Source organism: Mesobacillus selenatarsenatis SF-1 (assembly GCF_000813125.1).
In the GTDB taxonomy this organism is placed as follows: domain Bacteria; phylum Bacillota; class Bacilli; order Bacillales; family Cytobacillaceae; genus Mesobacillus; species Mesobacillus selenatarsenatis.
In genome coordinates this window covers 36,934-54,875 of the sequence record NZ_BASE01000054.1, presented here as the reverse complement: position 1 = coordinate 54,875, position 17,942 = coordinate 36,934, and the positions used below count along the sequence as shown (strand labels likewise).

Here is a 17,942-nt window from a genome sequence, read left to right as displayed (position 1 = left end):
TATTTTTCTTTTATTCGGTAAAGTGTTAGTTAGATAGATTTGAAGGACGTGTAATAAATGAAAATAAATGATCTACTGCCTCGTTTTACCGTGCCCGTCATCAAGGGTATTTTATTAACTCTGGCGCTTGCGCTGGCTGCCCGGTTGATTGCCGGCCTGCCATTCTTTTCGATCTTGGGCCAGCTTGTCATTGCCATCATGCTAGGGATGATATGGCGGGCGTCTGCCGGAGTGAACGGCGGCCTGTTGGAAGGTGCCTCATATTCCAGCAAAAAGCTGCTCCGTCTCGGAATCATATTGCTTGGATTCAGGCTTAATCTGTATGATATTTACAATGCAGGATCGACGGTATTTTTAATTGCATTTGCTAATCTGGTGTTTGCTCTGGTGGTCGTCTATGCGTTGAGCAGACTTTTCAAGGTGGAGAAAAGACTTGGCATCCTGACTGCCTGCGGGACAGCGATTTGTGGAGCAGCCGCAGTTGTCGCCATCGCGCCAGTCATCAAGGCCAATGAAAAAGAAACCGCTGTGGGTGCAGCCAATGTGGCAGTGCTCGGAACGATTTTCACAATCCTTTATACCCTGATCTTCTCGTACCTTGACTTGAAAGCACTTGATTATGGGGTATTTGCTGGTGGCACCCTGCATGAAATCGCCCATGTCGTCGCTGCTGCCGACCCGGCTGGACAGGCTGCCCTCGACCTCGCCATTATCGTAAAATTGACCAGGGTAGCGCTGCTTGTTCCGGTTGCTATTTTAATAGGATTCCTTATCCAGCGTAAGGAATCCGGTGCGGCTGGCCAAAAAATGACGCTGTCTACCTTGCCGATTCCCTGGTTTATTCTTGGATTTCTTGCGGTGAGTGCGTTCAATACGACAGGAGTTGTCAGCGATGGTGCTGCGTCTGCCATCGTCAGCCTTGCCTATTTGCTCATCGGCATGGCAATGGCCGGACTTGGATTGAATGTCGACTTTAAATCATTCAAGCAAATGGGCGGAAAAGCATTGTCGGCAGGACTTGCTGGTTCTGTGCTGCTATCGTTTTTTGGGTATTTGTTAGTTGTTCTTTTACTTTAATGGGAAGTGAATTTTATGCAAAAATCATCGTGGCTCATAGCCGTGCTGAGCTCACTCATAATCTTTATTATCCTTAAAACAATCTGGAACAGCCTGAATTCTTCGGTGCTGCTTGCCTTATTGTTATGCAGTTTCCTGATCAATTTCTTCGTTTCACTTAAAAATGCGAAAAAGCAGCCAAAACCATGATTGTGTTGGCTGCTTTCCCTTTTTTTAACGTACTTTCGAAAGAAGTCTCCCTCTTCAAGCGCGTGAAGGGCATAGCCCAATGGTAAGGGGGAGAGGAATTTCGGTTGGGTGATAGCCCAAAGGTCATTTTTATGGTAAAATCAGAACAAACGTTCGTGTGAGTAGGTGGTTTGATATGGCTAGACAAAATAAGGCATACAAGTTCAGATTGTATCCAAATGATGAACAGGCTTTGATTTTTCGCAAAACATTCGGCTGTGTTCGGTTCGTTTACAACAAGATGTTAGCTGAACGAAAAGAAACCTATGAGTTACTGAAAGATGATGAAGAAGCATTGAAGAAGATGAAACATCCAACGCCTGCCAAGTACAAAAAAGAGTATGAATGGCTAAAGGAAGTTGATTCATTAGCGTTAGCGAACGCACAACTAAATTTGGATAATGCTTATAAAGCATTCTTCAAGGGGAATGCCAAGTTCCCAAAATATAAAAGTAAACGCCACAAACAAAGTTACACAACAAATGTAGTAAACGGGAATATTCAATTGTTGGATGGTCATATCAAGTTACCTAAAATGAAAATGGTCAAAATCAGACAACATAGAGAGATCCCTGCGGAATACAAAATCAAATCATGTACCGTATCGACGACATCATCAGGAAAATACTATATTTCGATCCTTACAGAGTACAAGAAGGAGATTGAAAGCAAGGAAATTGAAAAGATAGTTGGATTAGATTTTGCGATGGATGGGTTGTTTGTCGATAGTGAGGGTGAGAAAGCCAATTACCCTAAGTTTTATCGACAAATGCTTGATAAATTAGCTATCGAACAACGTAACCTTTCTCGTAAAAAGAAAGGCTCTTTGAATTGGAATAAACAACGTATTCGAGTAGCTAAAATTCAAGAGAGAGTCGCCAATCAACGCAAAAATTTTCTTCACCATAAATCAAAAGAATTAGTCACTAACTATGATGCTGTTGTGATTGAAGATTTGGATATGAAAGGTATGTCACAGGCACTAAAATTCGGTAAAAGCGTTGCAGACAACGGTTGGGGTATGTTCACTTCCTACTTGAAGTACAAACTAAAAGAGCAGGGAAAACAGCTGATCAAGATCGATAAATGGTTCCCGTCTACCAAAACTTGTTCCAGTTGTGGAAATACCCAGCCAATGCCTATGGAGGACATACACTTGTTCGTGTGGGCTAAATCTCGATAGAGACTACAATTCAGCAATCAATATCAAAAAAGAAGGCATTCGCTTATTAGCAAGTGCCTAGTGAAAAAATAAAACTCTTGGAACAAGAGGGTTAGCTTGGTCCATTTCGTCAGCTACCAAAAGTGGCGATTACCCAAGAAGCCCCCACTTCAAGCAACCTGTAAGGGTGGTAAGTGGTGGGTAGTTCACTGCTTATAAAACATCCCATTGATGATGTCGAGAAGTTTGTTTGCCTGGCGTTCCTCCCGCTCGTTCGTATACAAGTACTGCACCAGCTCACAAAGCTTTCTCGTCTGAAGATAATCCATTTTATCGGTATTTTCCTTCAGCAAATCAAGTAATCGAACCAGATCCTCATCACTGTATATGTCTTCAACAATTTTATTCTGGATGTCTTTTAGCTGCTGCTGTTCCGCTGATTTTTGCAGGATTGCTTCGTTGTTCATTCCACATGCTCCTCGCTAAAAAGACTCTTAACCTCTTTATTTACGAAAATTCCAGAATTAAACCTTCCCATTGTTTTGGAAAAAGTAGAGATTATCGTTAAAAACGTAGAGATTATGTGGATTTTGGTAGAGATTATCATCTATTTCGTAGAGATCAATAGCCTTTTCATTGAGGTTAATCGTTCATTTCGTAGCGATTAACAGCTTTTTCATAGAGATTATCGTTCATTTCGTAGCGATTAACAGCTTTTTCATAGAGATTATCGTTCATTTTGTAGAGAATAACAGCTTTTTCATAGAGATTAACGTTCATTTCATAGAGAAAGATAAAAAGCGGGGCACTTGCCGCCGCTTTCAATCCTACTAATCTACAAAAATCTTCCCAGGATTCAAAATTCCGTTTGGATCGAGGGTTTTCTTAATGGATTTCATGACTTCATAGGCAGCGCCATGCTCAAGTCGTTGGTATTTTGCCTTCCCTAGTCCGACTCCATGTTCTCCGGTGCAGGTGCCGCCACGCTTCAGTGCGTAGTGGACGATTTCTTCATTGATCCGTTCGCCTTCTTTTACCTCTTCAGGATTTTCTTTGTCCATCAGCAGCAAAACATGATAGTTGCCGTCCCCGACATGGCCGACAATTGAGCCTTCAATCGCTGAAGCATCAATCAACCCACGGGTGTGAAGAATTGCGCCGGTCAATTCAGAAACAGGGACACTGACATCTGTCAGCATGATGCTTTTCTTGCCGGCTGTGTGCTTATAAGCGTAAAGCAGATTATGCCTGGCTTCCCAAAGCTGGTTGCGTGCTTTTGAGTCTGCCTCAAATTGAAAGTTCAAGCAGCCGTGGTCCTTCAAAATCTCAGTGGCAAACTCAACATCCTGCGCCAGACCCGCTTCGTTGCCGTGGAATTCCATGAACAGCGTCGTGCTTTCCTCGTAATCTGTTTCCATGTATTCATTCACTTTTTTCACCGACTCTGCATCGACAAACTCAATCCGGGCCACCGGTATGCCGCCGGCTAAAATGCCAACCACTGCGTCGACGGCATTTTTTACAGAAGGAAAAACAGCCCGTGCCGCAGTGATTGCTTCCGGAATGCCGTATACTTTCAGCGTAAGTTCAGTGATGACACCAAGTGTTCCCTCAGAGCCGACAAACATGCCGTTCAGGTGGATTCCTGATGAAGATTTAGCAGCAAGACTGCCGGTATGGATGATATCACCGTTCGCAAGCACCACTTCAAGGTCTCTGACCTGGTCGCGCATGATGCCATAGCGCACAGACGTCGTGCCGCTCGCATTCGTTGCCGCCATCCCGCCAAGCGTCGCATCTGCACCTGGGTCAACGGTGAAAAACAAGCCATACTTCTTCAGCTCCTTATTCAGGACAGAACGCGTTACACCAGGCTGGACTTTTACGAGAAAGTCACTTTCCTTCACTTCAACGATTGCATTCATCTGTGAAAGGTCAAGCGAGATTCCGCCATTCACCGGAATGACATGTCCTTCCAGACTCGTTCCCAATCCGAATGGCACAACAGGAATTTTCCGCTCGTTCGCGAATTGGAGTACCTTGCTGACGTCCTCTTTATTCCGCGGAAATACAACGACATCCGGCAGGCGTGGTTCGTGATAGGACTCATCCCGGCCGTGAAGCTCCAAAATTGTTTCATTCACAGTTACAAGTTCCTCATCTATGACTTTCTTCAACTCATCTATGTAGCCTGCCAATTCAATCTCCCCTTTTATAAAAAGTTATGAGCCAAGGTTTGTCTCATATCAGAATATTGCCTTTACCGTATCATACATTATGAACCAAGGTATCTTGTATAATATGATTTTGCTTTTACAGTATCATTCGTGCCATGGACAAGCACCCTTCCGTCCTGGAAAATCACCATCGTGATTTCATCATCCGGCATGAAGCGCAGCAAAAATGGATTGCCTTTTACCTCGCCATTATTTTTCAGGCGGACAGCGAGCTTCTCCAGATCCTGTTTCGTTTTTTGCCTCGGATTGATCTGGATGGTGTTTCGGCCGCATAAGGATGCATAGTTAATTTGCTGGTGTGATGACCGATCCAAGAATTCGTATTCATGATGGACACATGCCGGGCATTCTGGATTGCGCCCCTGGCTGATGTCCATTTGCAAAAAGGAGTTGTACCAGATATCCATCTGCTCAAGATTCGGGTTCGACTCTGCCCCTACGAGGAGCTTAATTGCCTCGACTGCTTCGAAGGATCCAATGATATCCGTAATCGGTGAAAGCACACCGATGCTGTCGCATGTCTCTCCAAGACCTGCTGGAACGGATGGGAATAAGCAACGATAGCAAGGGGTCTCGCCCGGTTTGATGGCCGCGAACATCCCCCTCGAGCTGACCGCACCGCCATAAACCCACGGAATGCCATGCTTGACGGCAACATCATTTATAAGATAACGGGCCATGAAATTATCGGTTCCATCGACGATTACATCAAAGCCTGCAAGCAGGTCCTCTGCGTTGTCGAGCGTTAAATCAGCGATGATGGCTTCTACTTTAACTTCTGAATTGATCTTTCTCAGTTTTTTTTCAGCGGCGATGACCTTCGGAAGGTTCTCGAGCGCATCATCTTCATCATAGAGAGTCTGGCGCTGAAGGTTGGAAAGCTCCACCAGGTCACGGTCGATAATTCGGACATGCCCGACACCTGATCGGACTAAATGGTTGGAAATCACCGTTCCCAGTGCCCCCATGCCGACGATGACGGCAGAGCTTCTCAATAGCTTATCCTGCCCTCCACTTCCAATTGGCTGGAATAAAATCTGCCTTGAATAACGTTCCAAATCTTTCATCCATATCCCCTCATTTCTATTTCATTATATCTTTAAATAAAGCTTTTTTTTAGCCTGAATTTTCACTATACTTAAGATTAAGAGGAAAATAGGCCTCTTGTATTATTTTTTATCCATACTAAAAGAAAGAGGTGGATTAGTTAAGATGAATTTTGGGGGATTTAAAAACAAAGAAGTAGTAGTTGATTTGTCAAATGGCACTGTCGATTACAGAGGCATCAACGAGGACGACGTAAAGAAGTATGTCGGCGGCCGCGGTCTTGGGGTTAAGTATGTTCTTGACAACGGACCTGAAGTAGAGCCTCTATCTGAAGAAAACATTCTATGCATCATGACTGGCCCTGTAACAGGTTCACGTTCATCGATGAGCGGACGTCTTGCAGTCGTAACGAAGTCTCCATTGACTGGCACGGTTACTGACTCGCACATGGGTGGATGGACTGCAGCTCGTTTGAAGTGGGCTGGCATCGATAACGTTATTTTCAAAGGCAAAAGTGACAAGCCGGTTTATCTTTTCATCGAAAATGGTCAGGCTGAAATCCGCGACGCTTCTCAATTGTGGGGATTGAGCACGCGTGCGACTGTACAGTCTTTAAAAGATGCACATGGCGAAGAAAATTTAAGCGTAATGACAATCGGCCAGGCTGGCGAAAACGGAGTACGTTTTGCTGGTTTCATGAACGAGCATGACCGTTCTGCAGGACGAGGCGGTACTGGTGCGGTTGCAGGATTCAAGAAATTGAAAGCAATCGTCATCAAAGCTGCACAAAAAGGCAATATGCCTGAGCCGGCACAAAAAGATGATTACAACCAGGCTAACAAGAAAGCGGTTAAAGCGATTCTTGAAGGCGGCCTGACTGCTCCTAACAAAGGCGGATTATCCGTATATGGAACAAACGTCCTTACTAACTTGATCAATGAAGTGGGAGCGCTTCCAACTCGCAACTCTCAATTGACACACTGGGATGAAGCAGAAAAGCACTCTGGTGAATGGGTAAACGAGCACCTGCTTGTTGCCAACAACACATGCCACGCTTGCCCGGTTGGCTGTAAAATTGAAGTTGAAGTAAAAGAAGGCAAATATAAGACTCGCGTTGAGAGCTTTGAGTTCGAATCTGCATGGGCACTTGGTGCGAACAGCGGATTGAGCGACTCTGAAGCAATCGCATACTTAATCGACATCTGTAACGAATACGGCATGGATACAATCGAGCTTGGCCACGCCATCTCTGTGACAATGGAAGCCTATGAAAAAGGCATCGTTGACGAGAAGCTTGATTGGGGCGACGCTGACGGCATGATTGAAATCGCTCGCAAAATCGCATTCCGTGAAGGCTTCGGCGGCATCCTTGCTGAAGGTCCTGCACGCGCGACGGCTGCATGGGGCGTTCCTGAATTGTCAATGTCAGTTAAAGGCCAGTCCATCCCGGCTTACGATCCACGCGGCATCCAGGGTATCGGCCTTGGATATGCGACAAGTAACCGTGGTGCCTGCCACCTTCGCGGCTACACAATCGCATCTGAAATCGCTGGCATTCCTGAGCCGACAGACCGTACAGTAGCAGAAGGCAAAGCTGAGCTTCTGAATGTATTCCAGAACCTGCTTTCATTCTCTGACTCTATGAATATCTGTAAGTTCTCTTCTTTCTCTGAAAATGCAGAGCACTATGCTGAGCAATACAGCACAATGACAGGCATCCCTATGACAGCTGATGATGTCATGCTTGCAGGGGAAAGAATTTACAACCTTGAGCGTTACTATAACAACCTAGCCGGCTTCAACAAGCGTGAGGACGACTTCCTGCCAAAACGCTTTACTGAAGAAGGTGCTTCAGGCAACAGTGAAGGACTTGTTTCACGCATGGATATCATGCTTGATGATTACTACAATGTCCGCGGCTGGAAAGATGGCGTTGTTACAGAAGAAAAACTTCGCGAACTAGGCATCATTGGCGAAGAAACAACTCCAGCTACAGAGGAAGTTTAATAGTTTTGAAGAAAACCAGGCGATTTTGCCTGGTTTTTTTTTTGATAGACTTGAATAAAGCGGATGGAGCAACTTGGTCGAAATATTTGGAAATGTGGTCGAATTATTTTAAAATCCGCCAAATAAATTGGAAATGTGGTCGAATTACCTTGAAATTCGCCAATAAAATCCAAAATGTGGTCGATATGTTCTAAAGTGGGCTCCTTTGAGGTGTAAATTCCCCTTACAATTAGCAGTTTTTTGCATAATAAACGACCAGAAAACCATTTCCTGTGCCATACTCCTCAATTCAAGCCAGAAAATAAGAGTTTCACACAAAATTTTTAAGCAAAAATAAAAGGTTCCGGCAATCATATGCCGAAACCACTGCTACCCGCCTACCCGGGTTGTTTTATAACGGTAATTTTTAATCAGTTGCTCGAGTTCTTCCATACTTTCTGCCGCAAAACGGATATGTACAGCGTTGACGATGAATGTTTTTGTAAAAGCAAGCTCATCCTCGCTTAAAATCTCCGCTTTCCATCCTGCCGCCTCGTAAACAAACGGGAAGGAGTCGGTAACGAGCGTGCCGCCTAGTTCTTCAAAATACATACCAAGATGTTCCCTGTTGATTCCGCGAAATTCTAGTATTCTATCAACCATATCAGCCACCGGCAACCGGAGGAAACAGCGCAAACTGGTCGCTTTCTTTTACATGAGTTTCAAGGTCTTGATCATGGACGATGTTACGGCCATTAATATAGACATGTACAAATGGCTTGAGCGTCTTCTCTTCTGTATAAATTTCTTCGTGTAATTCCGGGAACATTTCGCACATTTTATCAAGTACATCCATTACCCTGTCTCCATCAGGCTTCACTTCGACGGTCACGCCTCCGCAAATCTCCCTAAGATTAGCAAATACCTTAACCTGCATCCCGAACGCCCCTTTCTCCTTAATGTAATAATAAATTGAAAAATGAAAAATGTCATTATCTCTTTCAGTCCGGATCCTTCACTCTTAATCGACTATCTCTGAAAACTGTCTGATAATCGGCCGATTTTCAGCATCTGAATGAGTCACGAGATAGAATTCTCGCTCATATGGTTCGAAAGTATCGACGATTTTAATGCGGCCAGCTCTTTCTGCAGGCATAGCCGCCAGCCTTGAAATAAAACTGATGCCTAGCCCTGCTTCAACTGCAGCGATGACGGATTCCGTACTTCCAATCGATACGGCAACTTTCAAATCTTTAAGCGACAGCCCTTTTTCGGCTAAGTAACGCTCCATCATTTTGCGTGTGCCTGATCCCTCTTCACGGAGTACGAAATCATATTGTTGAAGTTGCGAAAAATCGGCTGATGGCGTATGGACTAATGGATGATCTTCTGGCGTGACTAAAACAAGGGAATCAACGGCAACCGGGTTGCTTTGTAACAATCGGGATTCTACCTTCATCCCGATGATCGCAGCATCGATCTGGTGGTTCTGCAGTTTTTCTACGACCTTTTTCGAATCACCGATTTCAATTTTGACATCCACCTTTGGAAAAAGGCTGCGGAACTTTTTAACCCAGCCAGGAAGCAAATAGGTTCCGGGTATGGTACTCGCCCCAATTGTCAGTGTGCCTGTCAGGGTTCCCTGGAATTCTCCGAGTTCGTCCTCAAGAGTCCTCCACCGATTGGCAATGTCCTTTGCCGCTGTATAAACAAGCATACCTGCTGGCGTTGGCCTGATTCCTGCCGCTCCCCTGTCAAGCAGTTCAAATCCTAGCCCATCTTCAAGGCTTTTGATTTTCAGGCTGACAGAAGGCTGTGAGCTTTTAAGCGCGGCTGCTGCTTCGGAAAAACTATTCTTTTCGACAACCATTATGAATGCCTCTAGCTTTTTTAGATTCATGCATTTCTCCAATTCCAGACATATTATATAATCCAATATTAATACGAATTGCCCTGATATGGACAATAAATTTTAGCTAAAAAGATTTTATTAGACATTTTATGGGATGGCTGGCGTCAAAGTATCTATTCAACAGCATATCTTAGACATTTTACTTCGTGACAGCGATCAAAATGTCTATTAACAGGAGCTTATTGGACATTTCGAAGAGTGACGGATGTCAAAATGTCTATTAAACAGCACTTCTTAGACATTTCGGAGAGTAACGGACATCAAAATGTCTATTAAACAGCACTTCTTAGACATTTCGGAGAGTAACGGACGTCAAAATGTCTATTAAACAGCACTTCTTAGACCTTTCAAAGAGTAACCGACTTCAAAATGTCTATTAAACAGCACTTCTTAGACCTTTCGAAGAGTAACGGACGTCAAAATGTCTATTAAACAGAGCTTCTTAGACCTTTCTAAGAAAACAGGCTTTAAAGTGTCTGTTATGCAGGGTCACATAGCCATTCCGAGGGTATCGAGCTTAAAAAGAAAAACTTTCCTTGGCTAACAGTATTGACATATTATTATCTGAATATTAATATAGTTCTTGTTAATATATTTTACAATAATAAAAATCGATGACGAGAACACGTCCTTTATGGAACCTGATCCACAGAGAGCCGGTGATTTGCTGCAAGCCGGTGTTCAGATTGTAGAGGAACATCATCTCTGAGATGCAGAGCTGAAACCTAGACGTAGTAAGCTTTTGCCGGCTTGTCCGCCGTTAAATGGAACACGTATGATGGTACGTTGATGAGAGCCGCATGTTTGTGCGGAATCAGGGTGGTAACGCGAGCACAACTCGTCCCTATTATAGGGGCGAGTTTTTTTGTTTTTCATTTCATAACATTCCGTTCCAAATTTCCTATACTCTCAGTGCCAAAACATTATTTTAGGAGGAGAAAAAGGATGGGAAGCTTAAGGGGTAAAGAAACACTCACAATCGGTCTGATGTTATTTGCATTATTCTTTGGAGCAGGGAATCTGATTTTCCCGCCGTTCCTGGGGCAGGAAGCCGGAGCGAATTTTTGGCCAGCGATGCTTGGTTTTGTTGTAACCGGAGTTGGACTGCCGTTATTGACTGTTGTTGTCATTTCAATGGCTAAGGATGGGATAAAAGAAATCGGTTCTAGGGTACACCCAGTTTTTGCGATCGTTTTCAGCGCTGCTGTTTATTTGTCGATTGGGCCTTTCTTCGGTATTCCTAGAAGCGCCAACGTTGCTTTTGAAATGTCCGTTAAGCCGTTCCTTGGTGAATCTGGAACAAATTCGATAGTACTTTTACTGTTTACATTAGTCTTTTTTGCACTAGTTTACTGGGTTACGTTAAACCCTTCAAAAATGGTTGAACGAATTGGAAGCATTTTGACGCCTGTTTTACTTGCAGCGATTGTCCTGCTCGTGATTGGCAGCTTTTTCAAACTGGACGGTTCGTTTGGGCAGGTATCTGAAAAATATTCATCAGCTCCATTTGCTAAGGGATTCCTGGAAGGGTACCTCACGATGGATACTATTGCTGCTTTGGCCTTCGGTATCATTGTGGTCGGAGCTATCCAGCAAAAAAAAGCTCTTGAACGCAAGCAGGTTGTAAGGGAAACATTGAAAGCTGGCATAATCGCTGGCATCGGACTGGCTTTTGTATATATAACGGTAGGCCTTCTTGGTGCTAAAATGGCCTCAGTTGGCGAATATGAAAATGGCGGTGTAATTTTAACAGAATTCGCAAAGCTGATGTTCGGGGCACCTGGCATGCTGCTGCTCGGCTTGATTGTAACGCTTGCCTGCTTTACAACGGCAGTTGGCCTTGTAGCGGCGACAAGCCAATTTTTCGCCAAGATGATGCCAAAGGTTCCTTATAAGACTTTCACAGTGGTTGTAACATTGGTCAGCTTATTGATCGCAAATCTTGGGCTTAACCAGATCATTTCAATCTCGGTACCCGTTTTGATCGTTCTTTATCCGATCACAATCGTGCTTGTCATCCTGAGCTTCCTGGACCGTTTCTTCAAAGGAGCACGTGGAGTATATGTCGGGTCGGTGTTAGCAACCACACTTGTCAGCGTAGTCGACGGATTGAAGACATTCGGAGTTGAGTCAGAAGCGCTGGCAACACTTTTAAAATCACTGCCGCTTTATGCGGAGGGATTAGGCTGGCTTCTGCCTGCGCTAGTTGGTGCACTTGCCGGTTGGGCTTTTGACAGGCTAGTATCGTCTAAAGAGTTAAAGACAGCTTCAGAATAAATGGAATAAAGGACCGGGCATGAAGATGCCCGGTCCTTTATTTTTTATTGAAAGATTTCTTCCCACTCCGACCGCAGGATTCCCATATTGATTCGATCGTAAATTTTGCCATCACGATGGACTGCTTGTCTGCTCCTTCCTTCAATTTGAAAACCGGCTTTTTGATAGGCACGTATCCCCCGCTCATTATATTCGATGACGTCCAGGCCGACACGGTGCAGGTTTAGCTCATGAAATGCATAGCGAAGGATGAGCTGCAACGCTTCGGACCCGTATCCTTTTCCCCGATCATTGGCGTTGCCGATGCCCATCGCAAGCATTCCAGCCCTGTTATTCCATTCGATGCTGTGGATGACGATAAATCCAATCAGCCTGTCATCCTCTATCGTCCGTAAGCGGAAGTAAAAGCTGTTCGAACCAGGATCCCCCTCGCCTTCAAAATGTTCCACCGGGCGCGGTATCGCAATATCCGTGTCAACATTCCTCAGGTACTCCGGGTCTTCATCCCAGGAAGCGATGATTTCTGTATCCCCTTCCCTTTTAGCTGTGAGCTTTAGCGTTTGTCCACGAAAAAGATTTGTTGTCATTATTTTTTTCTCCTATTCTAGTATTAAGTTCACCTCTTCATCTAAAAAAACAAGTTATATGTACGCAATATTCTATCCCCTTAAAGTTTGATATTTCCATCTTATGGTTTCACGGGATTATAGGCAATGAAAATTTTTCCTGAAAGTTTATCTCCTGCGCATAAAGGTATAATCCAATCAAAATCTAAAGATAACAAGTTTACAGGAGGTTCCCATGACATTAACTATTAAAATCTATTCTGATTACGTTTGACCCTTCTGTTTTTTGGCGGAGTTTCCGCTAATGGAGGCGATAAAAAGAAAGGATATTCAACTTGAATGGATGCCTTTTGAATTAAGGCCTTATCCGAACAAAACGCTTAAGCCGGAAGAACATTATCTGCAAAGCACGTGGAGGCAATCGGTTTACCCTATTGCTGAACGTATGGGTATCGATATTGTACTTCCGGATGTGTCTCCCCAGCCATATACTCATCTGGCCTTCGAGGGCTATCAGTATGCCAAGGAGAAAGGAAAAGGAAATGAGTACAATGACCATATGCTAAGGGCTTTTTTCCAGAGGGGGCTGGATATTGGGAGTATTGAGATATTGACTATGCTTGCTGAAGAGATTGGACTGGATAAAATAGAGTACCGTGATGCTCTTGAAACAAGGAAATATAAAGAAGCACATCAGCAGGCTCTTAACCACGCCTATAACGAGGTTGATATAACCGCTGTACCAACCTTTATCATTGGCGACAGGCTCGTTCCAGGGATGAGATCCAAAGAAGCACTGGAACAAATAATCAACTCAGAAATGGAAGGCTCCGATGGTGGATTATCATGTGGAGTGGATGGATGTTAATAGCAGAAAAGGCAGCCACAAAGTGGTCTGCCTCTTTTTAAAATATTTAAATGTATAAAATTCACTTCGCCACTTGTCCAGCTTCAGCGCCTAGCCCCTAGAGTCGCATGTCTAGTTTCGCCTCCTAGAAACTCCGAAACTTCAACTTCGCCGGCAGAAGCAAAAAGCGCTTCTTTGTCGAAGTCTCCAGTTTCTGCGTTTCTGGACAGTCGGCTATACATTTCATTTTCGGTCCGCCCAATGAAGTCAAAGAACGACTTCACTGGTCGGTCCTCCAGCGCTTGTCGGGACTGACCAATGCGCTTACGCTTTTCTTACTACACTCTTTTAAACGGCCACCAGTTTGCTTCACCAAAGTTCTTCACCAGTACCGGAATGAAAAGCGGCAGCATGATAAAGGCGTATAAGAACAATCCTACTAGGAGGATTGATGCGATTTGCAGCAAGGACATCATTCCCGAGGGCATCATAGCCGCGAATGTTCCACCTAGGATGATGGCTGCCGAAATGATGACTGTTCCCATCTTTTTCATCGACAGCAGCATCGCTTCAGAGATTGATAGATTCTTATATTCATTGAAACGGTCCATCAAGAAGATGCTGTAGTCTACACCTAGGGCAACAAGGATAACAAAGGCAAAGAACGGTACTGCCCAGCTGATGCCTGAGTAACCAAGGATATCAACATAGATAACCTCGTTGACAGCCATTGCCGTATAATAGGTTAAAATCAGCGAGCCTATGATGTAGATTGGCATGATGATCGAACGGAACAGGAATACCAGAATGATTCCGATCCCTAGCAGCATCAAGATGACCGTACGTGAGTAATCCTGTCCGGACATTGTATCAAGGTCTGCGTTCGTACTCGTTATGCCACCGATTGCTACATCTGCGTTCTCAAGTTTCGTACCTTTCGTCGCACGCTCGACTGCTTCCTCGATTTCAGCCACCTGAGCCATTGCTTCGTTTGAATAAGGATTTGCTTCGAAAATGACGTCCATCGTCATGACTTTACGGTCGTTTGACATATAAACATCAAATACCCGGGTGAATTCTTCACTCTCAAGAACATCAGCTGGCAAATAGAAGCTGTTGGAATCCGATTTAGCCAGTCCAGCCAGATATTCCTGCGCAGAGCCAAGACCTTCAGATACCTGGTTCAAGCCATCGGTACTCTGTCCAAGACCGTCTGTAAGCTGGTCCAACTGGCCTCCCAGACCGCCAAATCCGGCAAGCAGCTGTTGCTGGCCGGCATTGATACCAGTCAATCCATCCGATAACTTAGGGAAGTTAGCAACAATCTGCCCCTGCCCGTCAGCGAGCTGATTCAATCCCGCCTGTTGCTGCTCGATTCCGTCGATGAGCTGCTGAAGTCCAGGTCCGAAATTAGCTTGCTGTGCAAGCGCTCCGGCAAAGGCTTCATTTGCTTGGGCCATGCCGCCGGTTAGCTGGGAGAGACCGTCATTCAGCTGATCCAGTCCAGCAGATGTTTGAGCTAATTGATTCTGCATACCTAAGAGATTAGTTTTAAGGGTTTTATATGTGTCATCGTCTGCCCCGTATTCACTTTCAATGTGACTGAATAATGTTTGCTGTGTCTGTGATATACCTGCAGATAATCCAGAAAGCCCATCACCTATTCGCTGATATCCACCTTCAAGCTGTGCCAAACCAGTCTGCATCTCAACATATTTAGACTGAAGCTGTTTATACCCCGCCAGCAACGCCTCCGCTCCAGCCTTAGCTTCGGCTAACCCAGCCTGAATCTGATCAGATCCGGAAGAACCCTGGCGGATACCATTTTCGATTTTTACCAGGTTGTTCTGGATTTCACCAAGGCCTGACTTGATTTCGGTTGTGCCATTAATTAACTGGTTGATACCGTCAGCAGCACCTTCCAATTCTGGAGCTGATTTAGACAGCTCAGTTTCTGCTTCCTGAAGGCCTTCACTGATTTTATCCAGGCCTTCTTTTCCTTCACCAATGCCTGAACCCAGGGTCTCTGCTTGCTTCGACACAAAGAAGTCTTCAATCGGTTCACCAGTTGGTCTGGTGACCGAGCGAACTGTATCAACGAGATTGACCTTTTCCAATTCGGAGCTGATTTTCTCAGCCAGCTCGATGTATTCAGCTGAATCCATTCTTTCGTCATTTTTCAGGATGACCTGTGTCGGCATCGATTCACCAGGGCCAAAACTGTCAGCAATGGCGTTAAAGGCCTTGATTGAGTTTACATCGCCGCTGATTTCATCCAGTGAGTTATAGCTTAACTCCCCATCGTAGGCGAACAGGAACGGAACGCATACCGCGGCTACAATCAGGAGGCTGAGGAATGGACGGGCGAGTGAAAAGCTGCCGACCGTTCCCCATAGCTTGCTTTCACCATGTTCGGCGCTTTGTTTAGAAGGCCAGAATATCTTATGTCCTAATACCGCCATAAAAAATGGGACAATAGTGAATAATCCAAGCAAAAGCATCGCGACACCTATCGCTACGGCTGCAGCAGACTGGTAGAGAATGAATTGCGAGAACCCAATAGCGGCAAACCCAATCATAACAGCTACACCGCTAAAAAATACTGTACGTCCCGCATTCTTGTATGTTGCGACAATCGCAGCCGGCACGCTTTCGTTATGCGCCATCTCTTCTTTAAATCGGCTGAGGAGCAAAATACAGTAATCCGTTCCAATCCCAAATAATACAGCAACAAGGAAAATCTGCGTATAGTTCGAAAGCGGGAAATCGAACCGATCAACAAGCATTGCTACGATTGATTGTGAAACAAGATAGGACATCCCGACTGTTAACAACGGAATGACAGGTGCGACAACTGATCTGAATACGAGCAAAAGCACGACAAGAATAAAGACGACCGTGATTCCCTCAGTCTTTTTCAACCCTTCTTCAGAGCTGTTCATCAAATCCTCGTTGATTAGCCATTGACTTGTGTAGTAGTGGTCCACTTTAACATCCTCAATAGTTTCATAGAGCAGCTTGCTGACCTCGCCTGGTTCGCGGTCGTTCCAGTTTACCGTGACTGAGGTCAGGATCGATTTCCCATCGTCGGAGACGAGCTGATCCTTCAAACTCTCTTCATTAAAGTGTGTCAGGATATCGGTGATCCCGATTTCTTCGCTGTTTTTTTCAAGCTCGGAAATCGCCTTCTCCGCTTCTTCGATTTCCTTCGGTGTCAATTTCTTTTCACTATGGAAAACAAGTGCGACCTGGGTATCATCCCCTCCGCCTTCTTGTTTTCTTACGTCATCCATTATTTTACCAGCCAAAGTTGACGAGTACTCGTCAGGTACAGTAATCTGCCCCTTTTCTCTGACAAGTTCAGCCATGTTCGGCGCAGCCATGAACAGGCCAGCAGCAACCAAAATCCAAGCAAAGATAACAAACCATTTCTGTTTAATGATAAAGTTCACTTTTATTCCACCCTGCTCTTTCTATCTGTTAAAATTTCATTCAGTTTGTCGTAAGTCTTGAGGAACTGGACGATTTCATCTTGATCAAACTTTTCTATAAACGATCCTACCAATGCCTGGATTCGCTCCTCCGTCTTCCGGAATAATTCATCTCCCTCTTCAGTCAAAGACAGGTGCACGAGACGTCTGTCATTTTCATCTCGTGTCCTTAGTATCAGCCCTTTTTCCCATAACCGTGTAATAATCGCTGTGATTGCACTTTTTTTGACATCGAATACTTCTGCCAGCTCGGAGGACGTACAAGTGCCGACTTTATTGATATAACGCAGTGTATAGTGCTGGTCATTGGTCAGATCAGAACTTATTTCTTCCTTGATCATCCCCTCGGCAATCTTGTTGACCGAGAAAGAAACATGGATATAATGGTCAACTAAATCCTTGATCGATTTATCACACATGTTTATATATTCACCCCGTCTAAAACTTATTCCATTGTTTAACTGTTCAACTGTTTAACTATTAACCTTTTTAACTTTAATCCTAACCACTTCCTATGTCAATATGGAAACAAAAAAAGACTGCCAGGTTCAAAACCAGACAGTCCAGCTATTTAAAAGGTGTTATAAATATTCGCACACTCTTCACCTGTTGGCTCATAAAAGCAGTGAAGCTTAAATCGGCCGACATGCGGCTGATTGTACCATGTTGGCGGACAATCCCCTGGCGGACGGAAATACCAGAGGCTAAATTTTGACGGCCATAGTCTTTCTCCCTTAAGTGCACGCCTCGCAAGTCTTTTTTCAGACTCTCTTGCCCGCTGATAAAAATATCCCTTTTGTGTTGCTTCAAAAGCATGTTCCTGATAAATCATCTGCGGAACCGTCCTTAACCCCTCAAAATCCGAACAGTTCGCACGTATCCTGTTAATCCCTACGTTTCCCACCATCAGCATTCCCTGTTGCCCCTCAGCCTCAGCCTCCGCTCGTAACAATCGCGCCAGCAGATCGACATCAGCCTCCGTATGCTTTACTACTGCCATGGCATAACCTCCACCATCGGATTCTCCGTTCATAGGTATATAACCCACCTGGTTCCAGGGCTACACTCCTTCACTTCTATTCCTATTATTCAAGAGCTTGGGCTATACGGAT

General features: G+C 44.6%; 16 protein-coding genes, 1 pseudogene and 1 other annotated feature. Of the genes and pseudogenes, 5 read left to right on the top strand and 12 right to left on the bottom strand.

Annotation, left to right across the window (positions count from 1 at the left end):
- Positions 1–57 precede the first annotated feature (57 nt).
- Together TY49_RS11605 and TY49_RS11600 are read left to right on the top strand one after the other, a co-directional pair.
- Complete coding sequence (locus TY49_RS11605; protein WP_041966070.1) at positions 58–1,077, top strand: YeiH family protein; 1,020 nt, start codon at positions 58–60, stop codon at positions 1,075–1,077.
- 364 nt (positions 1,078–1,441) lie between these two features.
- Positions 1,442–2,549: pseudogene (locus tag TY49_RS11600) on the top strand (RNA-guided endonuclease TnpB family protein).
- Between the two features lie 124 nt (positions 2,550–2,673).
- Here TY49_RS11600 and TY49_RS11595 read toward each other — a convergent pair.
- From TY49_RS11595 to TY49_RS11580, 4 genes are all read right to left on the bottom strand, one after another.
- Positions 2,674–2,934 (bottom strand): hypothetical protein, encoded by a 261-nt coding sequence (locus TY49_RS11595; RefSeq protein WP_041966069.1) that lies wholly within the window; start codon positions 2,932–2,934, stop codon positions 2,674–2,676.
- Positions 2,935–3,109: 175 nt separating this feature from the next.
- Positions 3,110–3,292, bottom strand: a complete 183-nt coding sequence (locus tag TY49_RS11590; protein ID WP_041966068.1) for a hypothetical protein — start codon at positions 3,290–3,292, stop codon at positions 3,110–3,112.
- Between the two features lie 5 nt (positions 3,293–3,297).
- A complete protein-coding gene (locus TY49_RS11585; protein WP_041966067.1) occupies positions 3,298–4,665 on the bottom strand; it encodes an FAD-binding oxidoreductase in 1,368 nt (455 codons plus the stop codon).
- A gap of 77 nt (positions 4,666–4,742) precedes the next feature.
- On the bottom strand, positions 4,743–5,771 hold the full coding sequence (locus tag TY49_RS11580; protein WP_041966066.1) for a ThiF family adenylyltransferase: 1,029 nt from the start codon (positions 5,769–5,771) through the stop codon (positions 4,743–4,745).
- A 145-nt stretch (positions 5,772–5,916) separates the two neighbouring features.
- Here TY49_RS11580 and TY49_RS11575 point away from each other — a divergent pair, with 145 nt between their 5' ends.
- Positions 5,917–7,758, top strand: coding sequence for an aldehyde ferredoxin oxidoreductase family protein (locus tag TY49_RS11575; RefSeq protein ID WP_041966065.1), 1,842 nt, complete (start codon positions 5,917–5,919; stop codon positions 7,756–7,758).
- A 369-nt stretch (positions 7,759–8,127) separates the two neighbouring features.
- Here TY49_RS11575 and TY49_RS11565 read toward each other — a convergent pair whose 3' ends face one another.
- The 3 genes from TY49_RS11565 to TY49_RS11555 all read right to left on the bottom strand — a co-directional run bounded on the left by TY49_RS11565 (position 8,128) and on the right by TY49_RS11555 (position 9,637).
- Entirely contained in the window at positions 8,128–8,400 is a 273-nt protein-coding gene (locus TY49_RS11565) for a MoaD-like domain-containing protein (protein ID WP_041966063.1), read from the bottom strand.
- 1 nt (position 8,401) lies between these two features.
- Entirely contained in the window at positions 8,402–8,674 is a 273-nt protein-coding gene (locus TY49_RS11560) for a ubiquitin-like small modifier protein 1 (RefSeq protein WP_041966062.1), read from the bottom strand.
- A gap of 84 nt (positions 8,675–8,758) precedes the next feature.
- Entirely contained in the window at positions 8,759–9,637 is an 879-nt protein-coding gene (locus TY49_RS11555) for a selenium metabolism-associated LysR family transcriptional regulator (RefSeq protein WP_041966061.1), read from the bottom strand.
- A gap of 617 nt (positions 9,638–10,254) precedes the next feature.
- Positions 10,255–10,498 (top strand) — a binding site (T-box leader).
- Between the two features lie 96 nt (positions 10,499–10,594).
- Between TY49_RS11555 and brnQ the strand changes: the two genes are divergently transcribed.
- Positions 10,595–11,926: a branched-chain amino acid transport system II carrier protein gene (gene brnQ, locus TY49_RS11550; protein WP_041966060.1), complete on the top strand. Its 1,332-nt coding sequence runs from the start codon at positions 10,595–10,597 to the stop codon at positions 11,924–11,926.
- 44 nt (positions 11,927–11,970) lie between these two features.
- On the opposite strand, the gene TY49_RS11545 is transcribed toward brnQ, so the two are convergent.
- Positions 11,971–12,513 (bottom strand): GNAT family N-acetyltransferase, encoded by a 543-nt coding sequence (locus TY49_RS11545; protein ID WP_041966059.1) that lies wholly within the window; start codon positions 12,511–12,513, stop codon positions 11,971–11,973.
- 214 nt (positions 12,514–12,727) lie between these two features.
- Here TY49_RS11545 and TY49_RS11540 point away from each other — a divergent pair, with 214 nt between their 5' ends.
- Positions 12,728–13,360 carry a DsbA family oxidoreductase gene (locus TY49_RS11540; protein ID WP_084135454.1) on the top strand — a complete coding sequence of 211 codons (633 nt, stop codon included), beginning with the start codon at positions 12,728–12,730 and terminating at the stop codon, positions 13,358–13,360.
- An 83-nt stretch (positions 13,361–13,443) separates the two neighbouring features.
- Here TY49_RS11540 and TY49_RS11535 read toward each other — a convergent pair whose 3' ends face one another.
- From TY49_RS11535 to TY49_RS11520, 4 genes are all read right to left on the bottom strand, one after another.
- Complete coding sequence (locus TY49_RS11535) at positions 13,444–13,623, bottom strand: hypothetical protein (RefSeq protein WP_041966058.1); 180 nt, start codon at positions 13,621–13,623, stop codon at positions 13,444–13,446.
- Between the two features lie 54 nt (positions 13,624–13,677).
- Positions 13,678–16,791 (bottom strand): MMPL family transporter, encoded by a 3,114-nt coding sequence (locus tag TY49_RS11530; protein ID WP_041966057.1) that lies wholly within the window; start codon positions 16,789–16,791, stop codon positions 13,678–13,680.
- A gap of 2 nt (positions 16,792–16,793) precedes the next feature.
- Positions 16,794–17,249 (bottom strand): MarR family winged helix-turn-helix transcriptional regulator, encoded by a 456-nt coding sequence (locus tag TY49_RS11525; RefSeq protein WP_041966056.1) that lies wholly within the window; start codon positions 17,247–17,249, stop codon positions 16,794–16,796.
- Between the two features lie 152 nt (positions 17,250–17,401).
- Positions 17,402–17,830: a cell wall hydrolase gene (locus tag TY49_RS11520; protein ID WP_041966163.1), complete on the bottom strand. Its 429-nt coding sequence runs from the start codon at positions 17,828–17,830 to the stop codon at positions 17,402–17,404.
- Positions 17,831–17,942 lie beyond the last annotated feature (112 nt).

Excerpts from the sequence above, each read along its gene's own strand:
- TY49_RS11605 (WP_041966070.1), top strand. The coding sequence starts at position 58 with ATGAAAATAAATGATCTACTGCCTCGTTTTACCGTGCCCGTCATCAAG.
- TY49_RS11595 (WP_041966069.1), bottom strand. The coding sequence starts at position 2,934 with ATGAACAACGAAGCAATCCTGCAAAAATCAGCGGAACAGCAGCAGCTA.
- TY49_RS11580 (WP_041966066.1), bottom strand. The coding sequence starts at position 5,771 with ATGAAAGATTTGGAACGTTATTCAAGGCAGATTTTATTCCAGCCAATT.
- TY49_RS11575 (WP_041966065.1), top strand. The coding sequence starts at position 5,917 with ATGAATTTTGGGGGATTTAAAAACAAAGAAGTAGTAGTTGATTTGTCA.
- TY49_RS11565 (WP_041966063.1), bottom strand. The coding sequence starts at position 8,400 with ATGGTTGATAGAATACTAGAATTTCGCGGAATCAACAGGGAACATCTT.
- TY49_RS11560 (WP_041966062.1), bottom strand. The coding sequence starts at position 8,674 with ATGCAGGTTAAGGTATTTGCTAATCTTAGGGAGATTTGCGGAGGCGTG.
- TY49_RS11555 (WP_041966061.1), bottom strand. The coding sequence starts at position 9,637 with ATGAATCTAAAAAAGCTAGAGGCATTCATAATGGTTGTCGAAAAGAAT.
- brnQ (WP_041966060.1), top strand. The coding sequence starts at position 10,595 with ATGGGAAGCTTAAGGGGTAAAGAAACACTCACAATCGGTCTGATGTTA.
- TY49_RS11545 (WP_041966059.1), bottom strand. The coding sequence starts at position 12,513 with ATGACAACAAATCTTTTTCGTGGACAAACGCTAAAGCTCACAGCTAAA.
- TY49_RS11525 (WP_041966056.1), bottom strand. The coding sequence starts at position 17,249 with ATGTGTGATAAATCGATCAAGGATTTAGTTGACCATTATATCCATGTT.
- TY49_RS11520 (WP_041966163.1), bottom strand. The coding sequence starts at position 17,830 with ATGGCAGTAGTAAAGCATACGGAGGCTGATGTCGATCTGCTGGCGCGA.